The sequence below is a fragment of the Thermostichus sp. MS-CIW-41 genome (genome assembly GCF_054058915.1).
In genome coordinates this window covers 1-17672 of record NZ_JBSSBO010000014.1, presented here as the reverse complement: position 1 = coordinate 17672, position 17672 = coordinate 1, and the positions used below count along the sequence as shown (strand labels likewise).

At 58.4% G+C, this 17672-nt stretch carries 17 protein-coding genes; 11 read left to right on the top strand and 6 right to left on the bottom strand.

Going from position 1 to position 17672, the window contains the following annotated elements:
- Nucleotides 1-111: 111 nt before the first annotated feature.
- Nucleotides 112-1107 (bottom strand): hypothetical protein, encoded by a 996-nt coding sequence (locus ACVWXE_RS06170; RefSeq protein WP_457489844.1) that lies wholly within the window; start codon nucleotides 1105-1107, stop codon nucleotides 112-114.
- A 306-nt stretch (nucleotides 1108-1413) separates the two neighbouring features.
- On the opposite strand from ACVWXE_RS06170, the gene ACVWXE_RS06165 reads away from it, so the two are divergent.
- From ACVWXE_RS06165 to ACVWXE_RS06155, 3 genes are all read left to right on the top strand, one after another.
- On the top strand, nucleotides 1414-2607 hold the full coding sequence (locus ACVWXE_RS06165) for an RNA-guided endonuclease InsQ/TnpB family protein (protein WP_457489867.1): 1194 nt from the start codon (nucleotides 1414-1416) through the stop codon (nucleotides 2605-2607).
- A gap of 132 nt (nucleotides 2608-2739) precedes the next feature.
- Nucleotides 2740-3753, top strand: a complete 1014-nt coding sequence (locus ACVWXE_RS06160) for an ABC transporter ATP-binding protein (RefSeq protein ID WP_414380813.1) — start codon at nucleotides 2740-2742, stop codon at nucleotides 3751-3753.
- Between the two features lie 140 nt (nucleotides 3754-3893).
- On the top strand, nucleotides 3894-4748 hold the full coding sequence (locus tag ACVWXE_RS06155; RefSeq protein WP_457474047.1) for an ABC transporter permease: 855 nt from the start codon (nucleotides 3894-3896) through the stop codon (nucleotides 4746-4748).
- A gap of 24 nt (nucleotides 4749-4772) precedes the next feature.
- Here ACVWXE_RS06155 and ACVWXE_RS06150 read toward each other — a convergent pair whose 3' ends face one another.
- Nucleotides 4773-4988, bottom strand: coding sequence for a hypothetical protein (locus tag ACVWXE_RS06150; RefSeq protein WP_011433464.1), 216 nt, complete (start codon nucleotides 4986-4988; stop codon nucleotides 4773-4775).
- A gap of 116 nt (nucleotides 4989-5104) precedes the next feature.
- Here ACVWXE_RS06150 and ACVWXE_RS06145 point away from each other — a divergent pair, with 116 nt between their 5' ends.
- The 4 genes from ACVWXE_RS06145 (at nucleotide 5105) to ACVWXE_RS06130 (ending at nucleotide 9303) form a co-directional block, all read left to right on the top strand.
- Nucleotides 5105-5755, top strand: coding sequence for a class I SAM-dependent methyltransferase (locus ACVWXE_RS06145; protein WP_457394098.1), 651 nt, complete (start codon nucleotides 5105-5107; stop codon nucleotides 5753-5755).
- Nucleotides 5756-5869: 114 nt separating this feature from the next.
- On the top strand, nucleotides 5870-6892 hold the full coding sequence (gene thiL, locus ACVWXE_RS06140) for a thiamine-phosphate kinase (protein WP_457489843.1): 1023 nt from the start codon (nucleotides 5870-5872) through the stop codon (nucleotides 6890-6892).
- 206 nt (nucleotides 6893-7098) lie between these two features.
- Nucleotides 7099-7695, top strand: coding sequence for a hypothetical protein (locus ACVWXE_RS06135; protein ID WP_457489842.1), 597 nt, complete (start codon nucleotides 7099-7101; stop codon nucleotides 7693-7695).
- Between the two features lie 84 nt (nucleotides 7696-7779).
- Nucleotides 7780-9303: a S10 family peptidase gene (locus ACVWXE_RS06130; RefSeq protein WP_457489841.1), complete on the top strand. Its 1524-nt coding sequence runs from the start codon at nucleotides 7780-7782 to the stop codon at nucleotides 9301-9303.
- Nucleotides 9304-9673: 370 nt separating this feature from the next.
- Here ACVWXE_RS06130 and ACVWXE_RS06125 read toward each other — a convergent pair whose 3' ends face one another.
- On the bottom strand, nucleotides 9674-11644 hold the full coding sequence (locus tag ACVWXE_RS06125) for a serine/threonine protein kinase (protein WP_457489840.1): 1971 nt from the start codon (nucleotides 11642-11644) through the stop codon (nucleotides 9674-9676).
- Nucleotides 11645-11785: 141 nt separating this feature from the next.
- Here ACVWXE_RS06125 and ACVWXE_RS06120 point away from each other — a divergent pair, with 141 nt between their 5' ends.
- The gene (locus ACVWXE_RS06120) at nucleotides 11786-12667 is read left to right on the top strand and encodes an inositol monophosphatase family protein (RefSeq protein ID WP_011433458.1); all 882 of its coding nucleotides are present in this window, start codon (nucleotides 11786-11788) and stop codon (nucleotides 12665-12667) included.
- Here the strand turns inward: ACVWXE_RS06120 and ACVWXE_RS06115 are convergent.
- A complete protein-coding gene (locus tag ACVWXE_RS06115) occupies nucleotides 12622-13605 on the bottom strand; it encodes a glycosyltransferase family 2 protein (protein WP_414351237.1) in 984 nt (327 codons plus the stop codon). The two genes, ACVWXE_RS06120 and ACVWXE_RS06115, sit on opposite strands and share 46 nt — an antisense overlap.
- A 390-nt stretch (nucleotides 13606-13995) precedes the next feature.
- The gene (hemE, locus tag ACVWXE_RS06110; protein WP_457489839.1) at nucleotides 13996-15096 is read right to left on the bottom strand and encodes a uroporphyrinogen decarboxylase; all 1101 of its coding nucleotides are present in this window, start codon (nucleotides 15094-15096) and stop codon (nucleotides 13996-13998) included.
- 243 nt (nucleotides 15097-15339) lie between these two features.
- Here hemE and crtE point away from each other — a divergent pair, with 243 nt between their 5' ends.
- The 3 genes from crtE to ACVWXE_RS06095 are packed head-to-tail and all read left to right on the top strand — an operon-like array spanning nucleotide 15340 to nucleotide 17426.
- Nucleotides 15340-16233 carry a geranylgeranyl diphosphate synthase CrtE gene (gene crtE / locus ACVWXE_RS06105; RefSeq protein ID WP_414328882.1) on the top strand — a complete coding sequence of 298 codons (894 nt, stop codon included), beginning with the start codon at nucleotides 15340-15342 and terminating at the stop codon, nucleotides 16231-16233.
- Between the two features lie 49 nt (nucleotides 16234-16282).
- The gene (locus ACVWXE_RS06100) at nucleotides 16283-16765 is read left to right on the top strand and encodes a divergent PAP2 family protein (RefSeq protein ID WP_414328881.1); all 483 of its coding nucleotides are present in this window, start codon (nucleotides 16283-16285) and stop codon (nucleotides 16763-16765) included.
- Between the two features lie 13 nt (nucleotides 16766-16778).
- The gene (locus ACVWXE_RS06095) at nucleotides 16779-17426 is read left to right on the top strand and encodes a hypothetical protein (RefSeq protein ID WP_457489838.1); all 648 of its coding nucleotides are present in this window, start codon (nucleotides 16779-16781) and stop codon (nucleotides 17424-17426) included.
- Nucleotides 17427-17439: 13 nt separating this feature from the next.
- Here the strand turns inward: ACVWXE_RS06095 and ACVWXE_RS06090 are convergent.
- Nucleotides 17440-17672 (bottom strand): zinc ribbon domain-containing protein (locus tag ACVWXE_RS06090; RefSeq protein ID WP_457489837.1); only part of this gene is annotated, 233 nt, incomplete at its 5' end.

Below are 17672 nucleotides of genomic sequence, written 5' to 3'. Positions count from 1 at the left end.
AGAGGGCAAGGATGCATGCAGATGGAGGAACTTCTGTTGATGAAGTGACAAGGCCTGCTTTTGCGAGTCGGACTATTCTACTGGCCAGTGTCTCATTGCTATTTGAATTGACTATCTGAAAAAGTCAGAAAACGTATCCCGCAGATCCGAAAGCCGATCGTTGAAGCAAGTCAGCCGATCCCCTGCGGAGTTCACCAGCGTCAGATCTGCCCGACCGGTTGTCCCTTCAAATCCCAGTAGAGGAACGCTCATGCGGCTGGGATCCGTGGGATTCTGGGAAACGCGGATGACGGCTCGATCGCGGTTCAATTGATAAGCCTCGGCCACATAGCGGATGGGCTCGCTCAAGGTGGGATCCACCGGCAGCCCTGGGGCCGGCAGGAGATCCACCAGCTCGGTGAACGTGCCACTCCGCAGGCCCACCACGGCAGCAGCTCCCAACTGGTTACAAATGGCAATGAGAACCGGCTCTTGGGCAGTGGCGGTGAGGTTGGCCAAGGTGACGGTGACCGTGGCGCGGCTGGCTGCCGGCGGGTAGGTGACCTCAAAGGTGCGGGCAAAGGCATTGCCCAGCTCGTCGCGGGCGCGAAAGCGAAGCTGCCCGGTGTAGGGCAGGATGGAAGAAAAGTAGATGCCAAAGCGGTCGCTGGGACTCCGTCCGGGGATATTGGCCTGTCCGGGGACATAGGCAAGGGCAGCCCGGCTTTGCCACTGATTGGGCGGGGTGTAGGGCAGCAGCGGGCCACTGGTGAAGTTGGGGGGTTCTTTGGGGGGCAGATCCGGCTGGCCATCTCTGTTCAGATCCAGCCCATTGCCCAAGAAGGCCACCGAGCGCTGTAAGAGAATAGGACGGTTTTGGTTATCCAAAAGGGGATTCCGCCTTTCTGCCAGCCCGGCATTGTCCACATAGACATTAAGGGGGCGATTTAGGATTTGGTTATCCCGCTGCCGCCGCATGTTGAACTGTAGGTAGGGCCCCACTGCGCCCGATGCCGGGGATCCCCCTGTAATTTCAAAATCATCTGCCCGCAGGAAGACATTTTCCAGGGGGCCCAGAGGAGTTGTTCCCTCGCCGCAACCGACCAAGCCAAGCGCTAAAATGGCCAAGGCTGTATAAGCTACAACAGAGCATCCTTTTTCGATAGGGGAATCCGAGCTCCCACAAGTCGGCAGCAGGGGCCGGCAGGCATGCTTTGGCTTCAGCATTCATCTCCTCTCCACAACAGACACCTTGGCGAGGGTTAAACCCAACCGGACTGAGTTGAGGATGGGCGGGGATCCCTCTGCACTCATCGGATTCGCCTGAACCACTATACCGTGAGCCTCAGTTCAGCTAGAAATCGCAGGAGCCCCGCACTGTACCCGTAGGGTCAGTGCTGGGAGGAATGCGCTTTGATGAAGTACAATGAACTTATGAGCCAAATCCTAACCATCTCCTGCAAGCTCAAGGTGTCCCAGTCGCAAGCCGCTAAATTGGACGCGACGATGGATGCCTTTGTGCAGGCACTGAACTGGGTCAACCAGAACACGCCGGAGAAGATCGTCAACGCGGTCAAACTGCAATCCCTTTGCTACTACGAGATTCGAGCCCGGTTTGGCTTGTCCAGTAACTTGGCTCAACAGGTGTGCAGACGGGTAGCGGGTTCCCGCAAAGTGGCTAAGCAGAAAAAGCGTCCCGTCAAGGAGTTTAAGAGCGGCTTTGTTACCTACGACGCCCGTATCTTTTCGTTCCGTCAAAAAGACTGGACGGTGTCGCTGACCACGGTGGAGGGTCGGGAGCGCTTTGAACTGGCCATTGGCAACTACCAGCGTGGGATGCTGGCTGGTTCTAACCCCAAATCGGCCACTCTGGTCAAGCGCAGAGACGGCTCCTACTACATCCAGATTTGCGTAGAGAAAAAACCACCCAAGCAACAAGATACCGACAAGGTGATCGGGGTGGACTTTGGAAGGACAGATATTGCCCATACGTCAGAGGGGGACAACTGGAATGGACAGCAGTTGAACCGAGTCCGCGACCACTACTCCCGGTTGAGGGCGGCACTCCAACGCAAAGCCAGTAAGGGCACACGCAGTTCGCGGCGCAGATGCAGAGAACTGTTGCAACGGCTGTCTGGCAAGGAGAGGCGCTTTCAGGCGTGGGTCAATCATCGCATCTCCAAAGCTATTGTCTCTAGGGCAAAGACCACAAACAGCGCTATTGCCCTGGAAGACTTGACAGGGATTCGGGAAAGAGTCAATCAACAGCCACGCAGCAAAACCGAAAGGCGCAGGGCCAACAGTTGGGCGTTCTACCAGCTACGTCAATTTCTGGAATACAAGGCGAGGGTTGCAGGGGTTTCTCTGATTCTTGTTCCGCCTGCTTACACGTCGCAGACCTGCCACCGGTGCTTACACATCCACCCTGAGCAGGGTAAGTCCTACCGCAGTGGCAAGTCGTTCAAGTGTGGGCACTGTGGATGGGAAGGGGATGCGGATTTGAATGGTGCGAATGTGATTGCGCTCTTGGGGGCTGCTGTAAACCAGCCTAGAGGTTCGGGCTTGTTTTGTTCTCTGGTAGAGCAGAACAGGCTCAGGGCTACTGAAAGCCCGCTCCGTACCGCTTAGCGGTCGGAGCCGGGTAGTTTACCTCCCACCATCCCTAGGGGGCTGGCGGCAACGAGCAAGAAATGGTGGCGATCCCTGGCCTCATCTCCCGAACAGGCTTGATAGCCTAGAGGAAGCGAGATGTGGATACCCATGTCAGATACTCCTGCGGTCTTGGTAGAGCAACTTCAAAAGCGCTACGGATCCACAGTGGCCGTGGCGGACGTCTCGTTTCAGGTGGAACCCGGCCAGATCTACGGCATTCTCGGCCCCAATGGGGCCGGCAAGACCACCACTTTGCATTGCCTTTGCACCTTGCTTCGTCCCGATGCGGGCCGGATAGAGGTGTACGGGATCCCGGCCAGCGAAAACCCCAAAGCGGTACGAGAAAAACTGGGGTTTGTCGCCCAAGAGGTGGCCTTGGATAAGGTGCTGACCGGGCGAGAATTGTTGCAGTTGCAGGCCGACCTCTACCACCTGCCGCGCCCCCTGGCCCAAGAGCGAATCGCTGCCGTCCTGGAGCTGCTGGGGCTGACCGACCGTGCCGACCAGCGCATCGGTACCTACTCCGGCGGGCTGCGCAAACGCTTGGATCTGGCGGCAGGACTGCTCCATCAACCCCAGGTGCTGGTCTTGGACGAGCCCACGGTGGGCCTGGACATTCCCAGTCGGTTGGCCATCTGGGATTTTCTGCGCCAACTCAAGAACACAGGGATCACAGTGGTGCTCAGCAGCCACTACCTGGAGGAGATCGACCTGCTGGCGGATCGGGTGGCCATCATCGACCGGGGCAAGGTGATCGCCGAGGGAACCCCCGAGGAGCTGAAAACCCGCGTCGGCGGCGAGCGCATCACCGTCAAGCTGCAGGAATTTGCCCCGGCGGAACTGGCCCAGCGGGGTGCCCAACTGCTGGGATCCCTGCCCTTTGTCCAGAAGGTGGTGATCAACAGCGCCCAGGGCAACGCCCTGAACCTGGTGGTGCAGCGGAATGGAGAGGATCCCCTCAGCCAGATTCGCGCCCACTTGCAGGCTCATGGGCTAGAGGTGTTCAGCAGCACCCAGTCTCGTCCCAGCTTGGATGATGTGTATTTGGCGGCAACCGGGCAAACCCTCATGGATGCGGAGCTGGCCGCTGCCGAGGCCAATCTGGGCAAAAAGAAAAAGTAACTTCATCCCCTCATGATCGAGCCCCATTGATCCCTGTACAAAGGCATATCGAGATATTTATTGGTTGTATTGGTTGATGGATTAGATACTGCATTCATTCATCACACACTCATTGATCACAACTCTACAGGAGCTTGGGTATGAACTCTGCCTCTTCCCCGGTTCAATCTAACCCGATCCCCCTTTTGACGGCTGACTTTTGGCAGGAGACCTTCGCCCTCACCCGCCGCTTGTTTATCCAACTGCAGCGTCGCCCCACAACCTTGCTGGCCGGCATTATCCAGCCGTTGCTCTGGCTGATTCTATTTGGAGCCTTGTTTCAGAATGCTCCTGCCGGCATTTTCGGGGCCGGACAAAACTACACCCAGTTTTTGGGGGCGGGAGTCATCGTGTTTACGGCTTTTGGTGGAGCCTTGAATGCTGGGGTGCCGGTGATTTTCGACCGAGAATTTGGCTTTTTGAACCGGCTGTTGGTGGCTCCCCTCACCTCTCGTTTTTCCATTGTTCTCGCCTCTAGCCTGTTCATCGTCAGCTTGGCGCTGCTGCAGACGGCGGTGATTGTGGGGGCAGATTACGCCCTTGGGGCCGGGATCCCCGACGGGCCAGGCTTGGCGGTGGTGGCCCTGATCGTGGGCCTGTTGGTCTTGGGCTTCACGGCGCTGAGCTTGGGCTTGGCCTTTGCCATGCCGGGGCACCAGCAATTGCTGGCTTTCATCTTTTTGGTGAACTTGCCCCTGATCTTTTCCAGCACGGCCTTGGCTCCCCTGAGCTTTATGCCCACCTGGCTGCGTTGGGTGGCCAGCCTCAACCCCCTCACTTTTGCCATCGAGCCCATCCGCCATGTTTACCGCAGCAGCCATTGGAGCTGGGCCGATGTGGTGCTGCAGGCTCCCTGGGGCGATCTCACCCTGGCGGGATCCCTGGGCCTTTTGACGGGGTTTGTCGTAGTGTCGGTTCTACTGGTGCAGGGGGTGTTGCGCAAAAGCTTGGCCTGAGCATCTCTGCCCAGGCTGTGCCGCTCAAAGCCACTGGCGGGAAACGGACTTCTCCATAGCTGCCTGTGCCCGCTGCACCAGAGCCAGGGGGCTGTCCTGGGCTGGGGAAACGCTGAGAGAAGGAGTAAGGCTGCGAGCCTGCAGAGCCATGTGGAGCTGCAGTTCGGTTACGTACTCCCGCAGGCCAAAGTTAGACCCAGAAGAAGAAGGAGCCGCTGAAGAGGGGTGAGACACAGACATCACGGCAAAGAGTCCTTCGCGAAATGGCCACTGTTGCTCTGCTAAGGTATCACGCCCACCCCTTTTCCGAAGCTTCCAAAATGTTAGCTTTGATTAAGATTTGCAACCGTTTGGCCATGGTGGTGCTCAAGGATTGGCAGCGCTCCAAGTTGGATCCCAGCGACGATGCCCTCTTTTACAGCTATCCTCGCTTCGTGACTCATGTGGATTCTGGCTTCATCGGCCAGCTCACCGATCTATACCGCGAGCATTTGCGGCCCCAGACCCGCATTCTCGATCTGATGAGCAGTTGGGTCTCCCATTTGCCGCCTGAGATGGAGTTTGCCCATGTGGAGGGGCATGGGATGAACCCTGAGGAACTGGCGGCCAACCCCCGGCTGGATCACTTCTTCATCCAAAACTTGAACCAAAACCCAAGTCTGCCCTTCCCTGATCAATCCTTCGACGCGGTGCTAAACACGGTCTCGGTGCAGTATCTGCAGCAGCCGGAGCAGGTGTTTGCCGAGGTGTATCGCATCCTAAAGCCCCAGGGCCTCTTCATCGTCAGCTTCTCCAATCGCATGTTTTTCCAGAAGGCAATCCAGGCTTGGCGGGACAACTCCGAGGCGGGGCGGGTGGAGTTGGTCAGGCGCTATTTTGAGTCGGTGCCAGGGTTTGCGGTGGTGAAGGTGATCCAGCGGCCTGCCCCTATGGGTTGGCTGGGCTTTTGGGCAGGCGGAGGCGGGGATCCCTTCTATGCCCTGATTGGACAGCGGGCGGCGGGGTAGAATTCTCCAGCTTGCCTGTGGCGTGCAGGCGGGATCCTTGGAAATATCCAACAAGACTCCAGCATCCACCAGATCTTGCAGCTGTGTTATCCTCGCTACCCTCAGAGGTCTGTCTTGTTCTCCGGTCTTTCTGACAGTTCTTCCCCACAAAACGGCGATCCTTCCCCCCTACCCATCTCGGCAATTGGGGAGGCAGGGCTGCTGCAGATCGTGCAGCGCTACTGTCCGGCCCAGGTGGTGGGAGACGATGCGGCGGTGTTAGCTGCTCCGGAGGGGCAGTTGGTGGTGACAACCGATGTGTTGGTGGAGGGAGTTCACTTCAGCGATCTGACGACCCCGGCCCATGCGGTGGGCTGGCGCGCGGTGGCCGCCAATCTGTCGGATCTGGCCGCGATGGGATCCCGTCCGCAGGCGTTGGTGGTGGGTTTGGGCTTGCCGGGATCCACGCCGGTCGCTTGGGTGGAGGAGCTTTATCAAGGGATGCAAGCCTGTTGCGCCCGCTGGGAATGCCAACTGGTGGGAGGGGATCTGTGTCGGTCGCCGCATCGATTTGTGGCAATCACGGCCCTGGGATCGGTGCAGCCGGGGCGGGCCATTCAGCGCAGACGGGCTCAACCCGGCGATTGGCTGGTGGTGACAGGGCCCCACGGAGATGCGCGGGCAGGCTTGGAGCTGCTTCTCCATCCTGAACAGGGATCCTCAGCTACGGCGGCCGAGCGCGAGCAGTTGATCAGGGCTCACCAATACCCACGCCCGCGACTGGATCTGTTGCCCCTCTTGGAAGGAATCCCGGATCCCTTGCGCATTGCCGGTATGGATACCAGCGACGGTTTGGCAGATGCCCTGGTGCAGGTGTGTCAGGCCAGCGGGGTGGCGGCGAGGATCGAGGTGGAGCGGATCCCGATTTCAGAAGCTTTGCGGCAGGCTTTCCCGGCCCAAGCCTGGGAGTGGGCGCTTTATGGGGGCGAAGATTTTGAGCTGCTCCTCAGTGCCGAGGTGTCGGTGGCCAAGCATCTGTTGGAAAGATTGCCGGGGGCCGTTTGGATTGGAGAAGTGACAGGCTGGGATCCGCAGGGAACCGTCTGGCTGAAGGACGGGCAAGCCCTCAGTCGTCAGCAAGCCTTCCAGCATTTCTAAGAGGCGTTGTGCTGCAGGATGGTCACCCAAACTGCCAACAGTTGAAGACAAATCGACTTGTGGGGGAAAACAAGCTTCAGGAAGGATTCGGTAACCTAGAAGCGGAGAGAAGTTGAGATAAGGAAGCAAATTGACCTGGAACAGCTTCAGGCAACTGCTCAGAACTCCGCAGAACTTGGATTGGAGAAGCATTGGAGACTCTACTCATGAAAGCTATCTTAACAGCAGCCATTCTTGGCCTGGCCGGGATCCCTTCGTTGGCCCCCTTGCCCAGTTCGGCTCAGCCGCTTTTTGAATTGGGTGCCTACCGCCTTGAGCAGGGGACGATTATCCCGGTCGGCAGCCTGAGTAGCGAAGAGCCGCAATACTTTTTTTATCCCGACACCGTCTATCCCCTGGAAGTGGCCGTTACTCAGAACATTTTTGACAGCCAGGGGCGCTTGGTGATCCCGGCGGGTAGCCGCATTTTTGGACAGATGGAACCTGCACCGGGCGGATCCCGCTTTGTCGGCACTTCCATTGTTCTCGGCGGTCGTACCTACAGCCTGCGGGCTTCCTCCAACATCCTCCACGACGAAAAGGATCCCCGTCAGTATTCGGCTGAGGCCATCGCTCAGGATGCAGCCATTGGGGCAGCCGCGGGAGCCATTTTGGGGGCCATCACGGGCAGAGTATCAGTGGGCAATGTCCTGGGAGGTGCCGCGACCGGAGTGGTGGTGGGCAATGTTACCGCTCCGCAGGTGGTGGTGCTGCGCCCCGGCCAATCTTTCAATCTAACTTTGGAAGCTCCGCTGACTTTGTGAGGTGCCGTTTGGAGATTCCTCTGGGAGTGTTGAGGGTCGGCAACTTGTGATTCACTGGGGATCAGACTGCGGATCCCTGTTTTCATGGCTACTGAATCTAAGCCCACTTCCCCCCTCTCCTCCACCGAGCACAGGTTTACGGCTGGAGAGGAGAGCTTTACCTACAGAGCGCTGGCCGGTTGGCAGACCCTTTTCCAGCGGGAAAAGCCGGTGGCCGAGATCTTTCACGTCGCCTATCTAAAGCAAGACTCCGCCTCTCAGCACCGCCCTCTCACTTTTGTGTTCAACGGTGGGCCTGGGGCAGCTTCTGCCTACCTGCACATGGGAGCGCTGGGGCCCAAACGGATTTGCTTCGGGCCCAACGGCAGTTTGCCCCCCTCCCCGGTGCGGCTGGTGGACAATGCCGAAAGTTGGTTGCCCTTTTCCGACCTGGTCTTTGTCGATCCGGTGGGGACGGGGTTCAGCCGCGCCCTGCCCAAGGATTCTCAAGACCCCAAAGATTCCCGGGAGAAATCCGATCCGGCATCCAAGCCCCCTCAGCCGGATGCTAAGGCGGAGGAGCCTCCTAAGGAATCGCCCTTCTGGGATGTGGAGCGGGATTTGCAATCCTTGGGAGAATTCATTCAGGGCTTTCTTTCCCGATACAAACGCTGGCTCTCTCCCATTTTCATTGCCGGCGAGAGTTACGGTGGGTTTCGGGTGGCGCGGCTGGCCAAGGAGCTGCAATCCAAGTTTGGCGTGGGCCTGTCGGGGGCCATTCTCATCTCGCCTGCGATTGAGTTTGGGTTGCTGGAGACCAACGATTACAACCTCAGCACCTGGGCAGCCCTTTTCCCTTCCTATGTGGCCACAGCAGCCCATCATGGACGGTGTGGCTGGGGGGAGGATTTGCAGATCCTGCTGCCCAAAGCAGAACTCTTTGCCCGACAACGTCTGCTGCCCCTCTTGGCCATGGGGGAGGCAATGCCAGAGGCAGAACGGCAAGCGGTGTATCAGGAAATGGCAGCAGGGATCGGCCTATCTCCAGAATATGTAGCCCACAAAGGCGGGCGGATCGATATCGCCAGTTTTGCCCGCGAGCTGTTGCGGTCGCAGCGACTGGTGCTGGGGCTCTACGATGCTTCTGTAACCACGGTGGATCCCTTTCCGGATCGGCCTACCTTCGAGGGATCCGATCCCACCTTGGATGGGATCGATCGCCTGTTCACGGCAGCCATCAACAGCCACTTGCGAGAGACCTTGCAGGTGGAAACGGAGTTGACCTATCACCTACTGAACCTGGAGGTGTTCAAGTCCTGGCGGTTCACCCCAAAAGGAGAGTTGAAGCAAGGATTCATCGGGGCAATGGACGAGCTGCGCAGCAGCATGGCCCTCAACCCCCACATGCGGGTGAGCATTCATCATGGCTTTTACGACCTGGTCACGCCCTACTTTGCCTCGAATCACCTGGTGGATTTGATGAAGTTGGATCCGCGGTTGAAGGCCAACCTCACCCTACGTCATTATCGCGGCGGACACATGTTCTACACCTGGGATCCCTCGCGATTGGAGTGGTTTACAGAAATGCGTGAGTTTTACTCGAAAACAGCTTCCAGCTCAGAGTCATAACATACTCGCCGGGCGAGGATTCTGGTTCCTGGTTTTGCAGCAGCACTTATAGTCAATTCAAATGGCAATGAGACACTAGCCGGTGCAATAGCTCCGCTAGAAAGTTCCTCTATAGCGTGCATCCTTGCCCTCTTGAAATTTAGGCCAGGACACTGGCCCACACCCAAAACGTTGCATGCACAGGGCCATAGGGCTTTTCTCAGTAGCTCAAACGACCCTACTCCCTACAACCAGTCGCGTAGCTCTGAGCTGGGGATCTCACGGCGCTCCCCGGTAACCGTGAGAAAAATCGTGAGAAAAATAATGAGCGGTTTTGATTCCTGTCTTTCCCTCTTCTTGAGAGAGAGAACTCAGATGGGATCCCTGTGGGCTAAGGGGCTTGTTGTTGACTTTGAACAGGAGGGATCCGGCGCAAATTCAAAAGCACCATTGCGCTAAGGGGGCGCGTGTTGGCCAGTAGCCCCACGATCAGCAGCAGCCAACTGTTCAAGGTAGTATTGTCCAGCAGCCAACCCATCAACAGAGTCGATCCTGCCCCTTCGGCAACTGCCGCCAAGATCCAAGCCCGGCTACCTTTCCAGCGCTGAGACCACAAGGCCCATTGCAGCCCACCAACGCCGACCCCCACCAGCAAACCGCGCAGCGCATCTCCCATTGCCTGCAAGACATTTTGGAGCCAGGGATCCGTCGGGTTAAAAGCAGAGGTTGCTACCCCCACCTGGGGAGCGAGGAAATCCGCCGCCGCCCAGCCCAAAGCCGTGGCCAGCAAAGTTGCAGCCACCCATCCCACCGAAACCTGCCGCCGCAACACCAGCCACTGCAGCAGCCCCATCAGCAAGCCAAGGCCGGCTCCAGCCACCGCTTCTTGTAGTGATCCCAAAGCCGCCAGCAGAGGCGCTGATGCCCCCAGCCCCAGGTAGCCGATCCCAGCCGCCCCCAAATTGGCCAAGAGCCAACTCAACGCCGACCCTTTGCCCAGGCGGGGTGCATTCAGGGGTGCATCCAACAGATGAGAGCCGGACTTGCTGTTGACATGTTCCTGCCCAACCTTCTGTTCCACCTCGCGCAGCCCCTGTTCCGCTGAAGGGTTACCCGGCTCCAGCCGCAGCACCCCTTGATAATCCATCTGGGCAAGGCCCCAATGTCCCTGCCGTTGGTGGGCCAGGCCGCGGTAGAGATAGTAGCGGGCTTCGTTGGGGGCGCTCTGGATCAGCTCATTGAGCAGATGGACGGCCATCTTGTACTCGCCTGCCTCGATCAGACTGACCGCCTGCTGGAGCTTTTCTTCCTCAACTGGGGCAGTTCGGGGCTGTTGGGAAGTCGGCTGGCCAAATCCGGTCGGGATCCGCGGGGGGCGAACACCTTGAGGTGAACGAGAGGAATTTGAGGGGACGAACGGGGCAGGAGGGGCAACCTTGTTTCCATAGACAGCCTGTAGCTGCTGGCTGAGCCCTTCCATGTTGGCTGGGCGGAGGGCAGGGTCTTTCTCTAGGCACTGGAGGATGACCCTCTCCAGAGCAGCAGGGATGGGGTGGGCTAGCTTGTGGTCTTGGAAGGGGCGGGGCTTTTGAAAGTTGTGGACGTGGTACCAGCCCTGCAAGGTGTCGGTATCCGGCTCGAAGGGCAACGCACCAGTTAACAGCTCGTACAGCACCACCCCCAGGGAATAGATGTCGGAGCGGCCATCCAGCTTTTCTCCGCGCATTTGCTCGGGCGAGGCGTAGACCATCGTGCCCAAAAAATAGCCCGTTTGCGTCAGGCCACGAGAGGTCTCCCCCATGAGCTTGGAAATGCCGAAGTCCAGGATCTTGACCCGCTCTTTCCCATCGGGCCCTTTCTGCACAAAGATGTTGCTGGGTTTAATGTCGCGGTGGATGACGCCGCGAATGGAGTGCTTGCCCAGATCCATCTGAAAGTTGTGGGCGTGGTGCAGGGCAGAGCAAATTTGCAGAGCCAAGTTCACCACTCGCTCTGGGTGCAAGGGGCCTTCCCGAGCCAGCACATAGTCCAACCCCTGGCCGCTGTAGGGTTTGGCATTCAGGTACTCCATCACCAGATAGGGCTGGTTTTGGTACAGGCCGTAAGAGCGCACCTGCACGATGTTGGGGTGCTCGCCCAACAGAGCGCTGACCCTGGCCTCATCCATGAAGCGTTGCTGCAGTTGCTGGTAGTACTCTGGGCCCATGTCCGGGGGCGGCGGGCGCAACAACTTGACGGCCACCAGCTCGTCATTGAGCTGGGTATCCACCGCCTCGAACACATTGCCGTAGCCACCCTCGCTGATGTGGCGGGTCAGCCGGTAGCGGTTGCCAATCAGTTGTCCAATCAGGCGCTGGTTCATGGAGGAGGGTGGCCAGCTGGGGAGTTTACCTATGATTTGATTCTATTCAGCTTATGGGCCTAGAACCTGCTTGTGAGGGATCCGCTGCCATTGCGACCCCTTTTCCACCCCAAAAGCCAGGGATCCCGCTAGGATTGGGGCATGAGTGCTCCTTCTGCAACTGCTGCTCTATCCCCTTTCTGGCTGGAGGTTACCGAGTTTGCCTTGCAGGCTACGGCCAGCGTGGGATCCCAGCTCTTGGCAGACTTTGGCCAGGCCCACCCTACGGTTCGCGCCAGCGGGACGGAGTCCTTAAAAGCCGACGGCAGCTTGGTAACCTCTTCTGACCAGTGGGCGGATCGCGCTTTTCAAGGGGCCATTGCCGCTGCCTACCCCGATCACGGTTATCTGAGCGAGGAATCCAACCACATTTTTCCCGAGAAGGAGTGGTGTTGGGTAGTGGATCCTTTGGATGGCACCACCAATTTTGCCCGTGGGATCCCCATTTGGGGCAGCTCCTTGGCTTTGCTGCATTGGGGCGTGCCGGTGTTTGGCTGTGTCCATCTGCCGCCCATTCGCCAGACTTTTTACGGTTATTGGCCTCGGTTTCCTGGGGATGCAGCAGCAGGAGCTTTTCTCACCCGCCACGACCGGGATCCCGCCTGTCCCCAGCCAATCCGTCCTAGCACCGCCTCACCCGGCCCCAACCAATTGTTCAATTTCTGTTCCCGCAGCAGCCATTGGATTAGCCCGCAATTCCCTTGCAAAGCGCGGATGTTGGGGGGCGCTGCCTACAACCTGCTGGCGGTGGCCGGTGGCAGCCTTTTGGGGGCGGTAGAACGCTCGCCCAAGATCTGGGATGTGGCGGCAGTGTGGGCCATTGTCAAGGGGGCCGGCGCCGTTTGGGAACCCCTGAGCTGTGCCGATCCGGATCCCGGCCAGCCTCTCATTCCCGGCAAGGATTATGGCCGACTCACTTACCCCGCCCTGGTGGCAGCTCAAGCCGAGTGGATCCCCTTATTTCGCGCCTTCATCGCTCTGTAGCTTTCGTAAACGGCCTGCACGTTGTACCAGTTGAGGAAAAAAATCCGGCACAGCTCCAAGGCCAACTGCGAGCGGCCATGCCGGATCAACCAGCGCAGCAGCGGTTCCACCCGCTTCTCGTTCAGCCAGCCCCCCAGGGATAAAAGGCCCCACAGGAATTGGTGCAGGGGCGTCAGTTGGATCATCAGGCGCACGGCCCAGGTGGGGTGTTTTTGGTAAAAGAGAATGCCCATGCGGCCCCGCTGCCGTTCCCGCTCAATCAATCCTGGGATCTGCTGCAGCTCAAAGGGTGGATGCCAGTGGTAGCCGGTGGCCTGGGGGCACTTGACCAGGCGCAGGCCCAAACGTTTTAGCCGCACCCCCAGCTCCAGGTCTTCCCAGCCGTAGAGGTGAAACCGCTCGTCAAAGGGGCCGGCGGGGGTTTCGCAGGCCAGCTCCAACCAATGGCGGGCAATGGCCACGTTGCCGGTGGCGAAAAAGGCTGCCGAAAAATCGGTGGGCTTGAAGGGTTCGGAGCGGGGATCCTGAAAATTGCTCGTGTTGATCACCCGCCCGTAGGTGAAGACCTTGGCCTCGTGGGGGGAGCGGGGATCCCCTGTAACGCCGTGTCGTCGCAGCATCTGGGCGTGGCTGGCCAAGAAGTGATCCACCACCACCAGGTCGCTGTCGATAAAGACGATGAGGGAGCCCTGGGCGTGGCGAAACCCCAAGTTGCGGGCAGCGGCGGGGCCGCGGTGCTCCTGCTGCAACAGTTTCCACTGGGGCAAGCCGATGGGGTTGTTCTGCAGCCATTCCACTGTGCCATCGGTGGAGCCGTCGTCCACCACCACCACCTCGTAGCCCTCGTAGGGGCCGGGCTGTTGCTGCGCCAAGGCCCGCAGACACTGCTCCAAAATGGGACGGCGGTTGTAGGTGGGAATGATGACGCTGATGTACACCGGGGATCCCTGGAGATGGCCGTGCAACCTTAGAGCAAAAGTTGAGCAAAACGCTTCAGGGAGGAGGGGTTCGCGCTGCCTGTTAGGCTAGAGGGCTTTTAGGAGCATGACTCTAGTCAATAATAAGCTCAACTATACTGAAAATAATGTATAATATGTTCAGTACGGATTACTAACAGTTGATCTTTCTGTTTACTTTCGAGTCTGCCAACATGGTAGCCAAAGCAAAGCAGAAAATTGGTAGTAAGACGACACGGAAACTGCGCTTTGGGTATTCTACTCAAAGCTTTGCGGGATACCGCCATTCTGTTTGGACTCCGTCCCGCTAACGCGAATGGAAACAAACAGAATGCTATCGCTGCATAGTTGAACAGTGATGTTCAGCAGTGTTCAGCGTAAATGTATCAGCTCTGCCGACTGGCGCACCGTCTCGAAAAAGTGATGGACATTGGCCTCTGGAGTGCTTGGGTGGATGCCATGGCCCAAGTTCATGATGTGTCCACGGGATCCGGCTTTTCGAATCACCTCTAGGGTGCGCTGCCGGATGAACTCTGGCGATCCCAGCAACACCATTGGATCCAGATTGCCCTGCACCGCTAGGGATCCCAGGCGAGCCCTGGCCTCTGCCATGTCGCTCATCCAATCGAGGCTGAACACGTCGATGCCGGCTTTGCCCACCCGCTCCAGCAAAGCGGCGCTGCCGTTGATGTAGAGGATCAGTGGCACCTGCGGATAGCGAGCTTTCACCTGATCCACAATTTGCTTTTGGTAGGGCAAGGCCCAACACTCGTAATCGACTGGGCTGAGCTGGCCGGCCCAAGTATCGAACAACTGCACCACCTGGGCGCCGCACTCGATCTGGTAGATCACGTAGCGGGCAATGCTGTCGGCCAGCTTGCTCAGCAACTGATGCAGCAATGGCGGCTGTGTAAAGGCCAAGCTTTTGATGTGGGCATAATCTTTGGAGCTGCGCCCTTCCACGGCATAGCAGGCCAGAGTCCAGGGGGAGCCGACAAATCCCAGCAGCGTTGCTTTCCCTTCCACCTCGCGGCGCAGGGTGCTGAGAATGGTCTTGATAAAGGGCAGACTTTCTTCCGGTTCCAGGAGGCGGATGCGTTCAATTTGGGCTTGGGAACGAATCGGCGGGTCGATGATTGGCCCCTGATGCTCCACCAGCTCAAAGGGGATCCCCATGCCCTCAAGGGGGGTGAGGATATCGCTGAACAGGATCACCCCATCAGGGGCAAAGGCCCGAAACGGTTGCAACGAGATCTCGACGGCCAGCTCCGGGATCTCGCAACGCTGCTTAAAGGTGTACTTGCTTTGCAGCTCGCGGTAGGCCGCCATGTAGCGACCCGCCTGGCGCATCATCCAAACTGGAGGGCGATCCAGCACTTCCCCTCGGGCCGCCCGCAGCAAACGGTCACCCAAGTGCTCCGCACCGCTGGCGGTGGAGGAGGTGGCGCTGAGCTGAACAGGCGAGTGGGACATAGGAGGGCAATCCGGCTAAAGATCCTTATGAATCCTGACATTGTGGCGACAGCAACCGCAAGTTGGCGGCTCAGGATCCCTGCAGTTTCTTCATCGGCTGCAACTTGCTGTTACTTCTTACCCTTTTGGCCTCTGGGCTGGGATCCCCAATTAAAGTGGACATGAGATAATGACACCTGACAAGTCTGTTGAAGAACGGCTCGACAAGGATCCCCCCATTGCCGAGTTGAGAGGAAACCCCGCTTGGTTGCCCAAACCTTTAACCTGAAAGCCTACCTGAGCCAGCGTCAGCAACAGGTGGAAGAAGCTCTCTCTGCAGCTTTGGTTCCCGCCTATCCGGAGCGCATTTACGAGGCGATGCGCTACAGCCTATTGGCAGGGGGGAAGCGCCTCAGGCCCATCCTCTGTCTGGCTGCTTGCGAGTTGGCCGGCGGCACTGTGGAGCAGGCTCTGCCTACCGCCTGTGCCCTGGAAATGATCCACACCATGTCGCTGATCCATGACGACTTGCCGGCCATGGACAATGACGACTTTCGCCGCGGCAAACCCACCAACCACAAGGTGTTCGGCGAAGACATTGCCATCTTGGCGGGAGATGCTCTGCTGGCCTTTGCCTTTGAGCACATTGCCAGCCAAACTCAGGGGGTACCGCCGCAGTTGGTGTTACAGGTGATCGCCCGCATTGGCCATGCTGTGGCGGCAACCGGTTTGGTGGGGGGACAGGTGGTGGATCTGGAGTCGGAGGGCAAAGCCATTTCCCTGGAAACTTTGGAGTACATTCACAGCCACAAAACCGGCGCTCTATTGGAAGTCTCGGTGGTTTCGGGAGGGATCCTGGCGGGGGGAGATGAGGAGCTGCTGGACCGCCTGAGCCGCTACGCCCGCGATATTGGCTTGGCCTTTCAGATTGTGGACGACATTTTGGACATCACCGCCACCAGCGAGCAACTGGGCAAAACGGCAGGAAAGGATCAAGCTGCCGCCAAAGCCACCTATCCCAGCTTGTTGGGCCTAGAGGCCTCCCGGCAAAAAGCCGAGGAGCTGATTCAATCGGCCAAGGAAGCGTTGCGCCCCTATGGATCGCGGGCAGAGCCGCTGTTGGCCCTGGCAGATTTCATCACTCGCCGTCAGCATTAGGGCAGGACAAGAGGACAAGTTAGATGGGATCCCTGGAGACCCTGCTCGCATGTCTGTGCTGGAGAGCCGTATGCTGCAACAGTTGATGGCCAATCATGTCCTCTGGGTTGCTTTGCTGGCCAGTGTGTTGGCCCAAGCCATCAAGCTGATCCTTTCCTATGTGCGGTCAGGCAAGGTTAACCTGCGAGTCTTGGTGGAAACCGGGGGAATGCCCAGCTCCCACGCAGCGTTGGTGACGGCTTTGTCCATTGGGGTGGGGATGCAGGAAGGCTGGGACAGCCTGCTGTTTGCCGCGACGGTGGTTTTCGCATTGGTGGTGATGTACGATGCCGCGGGGATCCGCCAAGCCGCCGGAAAACAGGCGCGGGTGCTGAATCGCCTCCTGGAAGAATGGTTTGAAGAAAAGGGCGCCGACCGTTTTCCAGAACCCTACCTGAAAGAATTGCTGGGGCACACTCCCGTGCAGGTCATGGCCGGCGCGGCTTTGGGGGCAGCCTGTATTACATTGTCGTTTGCCCTGGGAGTAAACTGAGAGCCATTGGGGCATGCTAAGGCAGAAGTACCGCGGGGTGGTCATGGCTTCCAGTTCTCAACCTCGTCCGATCCAACGTTGCCCTTCCTGTGGCAAGCCGATCCCAGCCTACCGGTTCAAATCTCCCTACTGCGACCACTGCGGTTGGCGGGCGGCTCCGGCAGCGCAAACCCCTCAAAAAGGTGGATCCCTGGGCCAGAAAATCGCAGCTCAGGTAAACGGGATCGGATCCCAAGGTCAACGCTTCAAGGTGCCCCCTCTGCTACAGCCGCTGCTGAACTTCAACTTTTACCTCTATCTGCTCTGGGGGATCAGCCCTCTGTTTCCGCTGGTGGTGGATCGACCCCTGCTGGCCGAATCCAACTATCTGCTCCTAATCCCGCTTTTGTTGAGCTGGGGGCTGCTTTATTTGGCGGTGCGAGATCTGCCGCTGCCGGACAATTTGCGGCTGCCGCGCCTGTTGTTGGATGTATCGTTCATCCTGCTGCCCTTCTTCCAGAAAATTAATGTGTCCAAAGCCCCCAACCGACCCTATTGGAATGCTCTGCTGATTTGGGTGATCGGGATCCTGCTGCTTGCCGCTTTGCGGCTTTGGAGCTTTAGCCTGCTCCTGACGGCGGTGACCTTGCTGTTGACCAGCTTTTGCACGCTGTTGTTGTGACATACTCCCGCACTCATGCTGACGCAAAGCGCTCCGCGCCGCTAAAGCGAAAGAGTACGGGCTTCTCAGTGACTCCTGTAAAGGACATTTCCTGAGCTTTGAGAACGGGATGCCCCACTGCTCTGTATTTGATGTTTATCGCCGCGTTGTGGTCTCGGCCTAGTTCCAGTCCACAATGCGGGCAAGAATGCCATCTGTCTCGAATGGTTTTCGGTACTTTTTGACCGCACTGAGAACAGTCTTGGC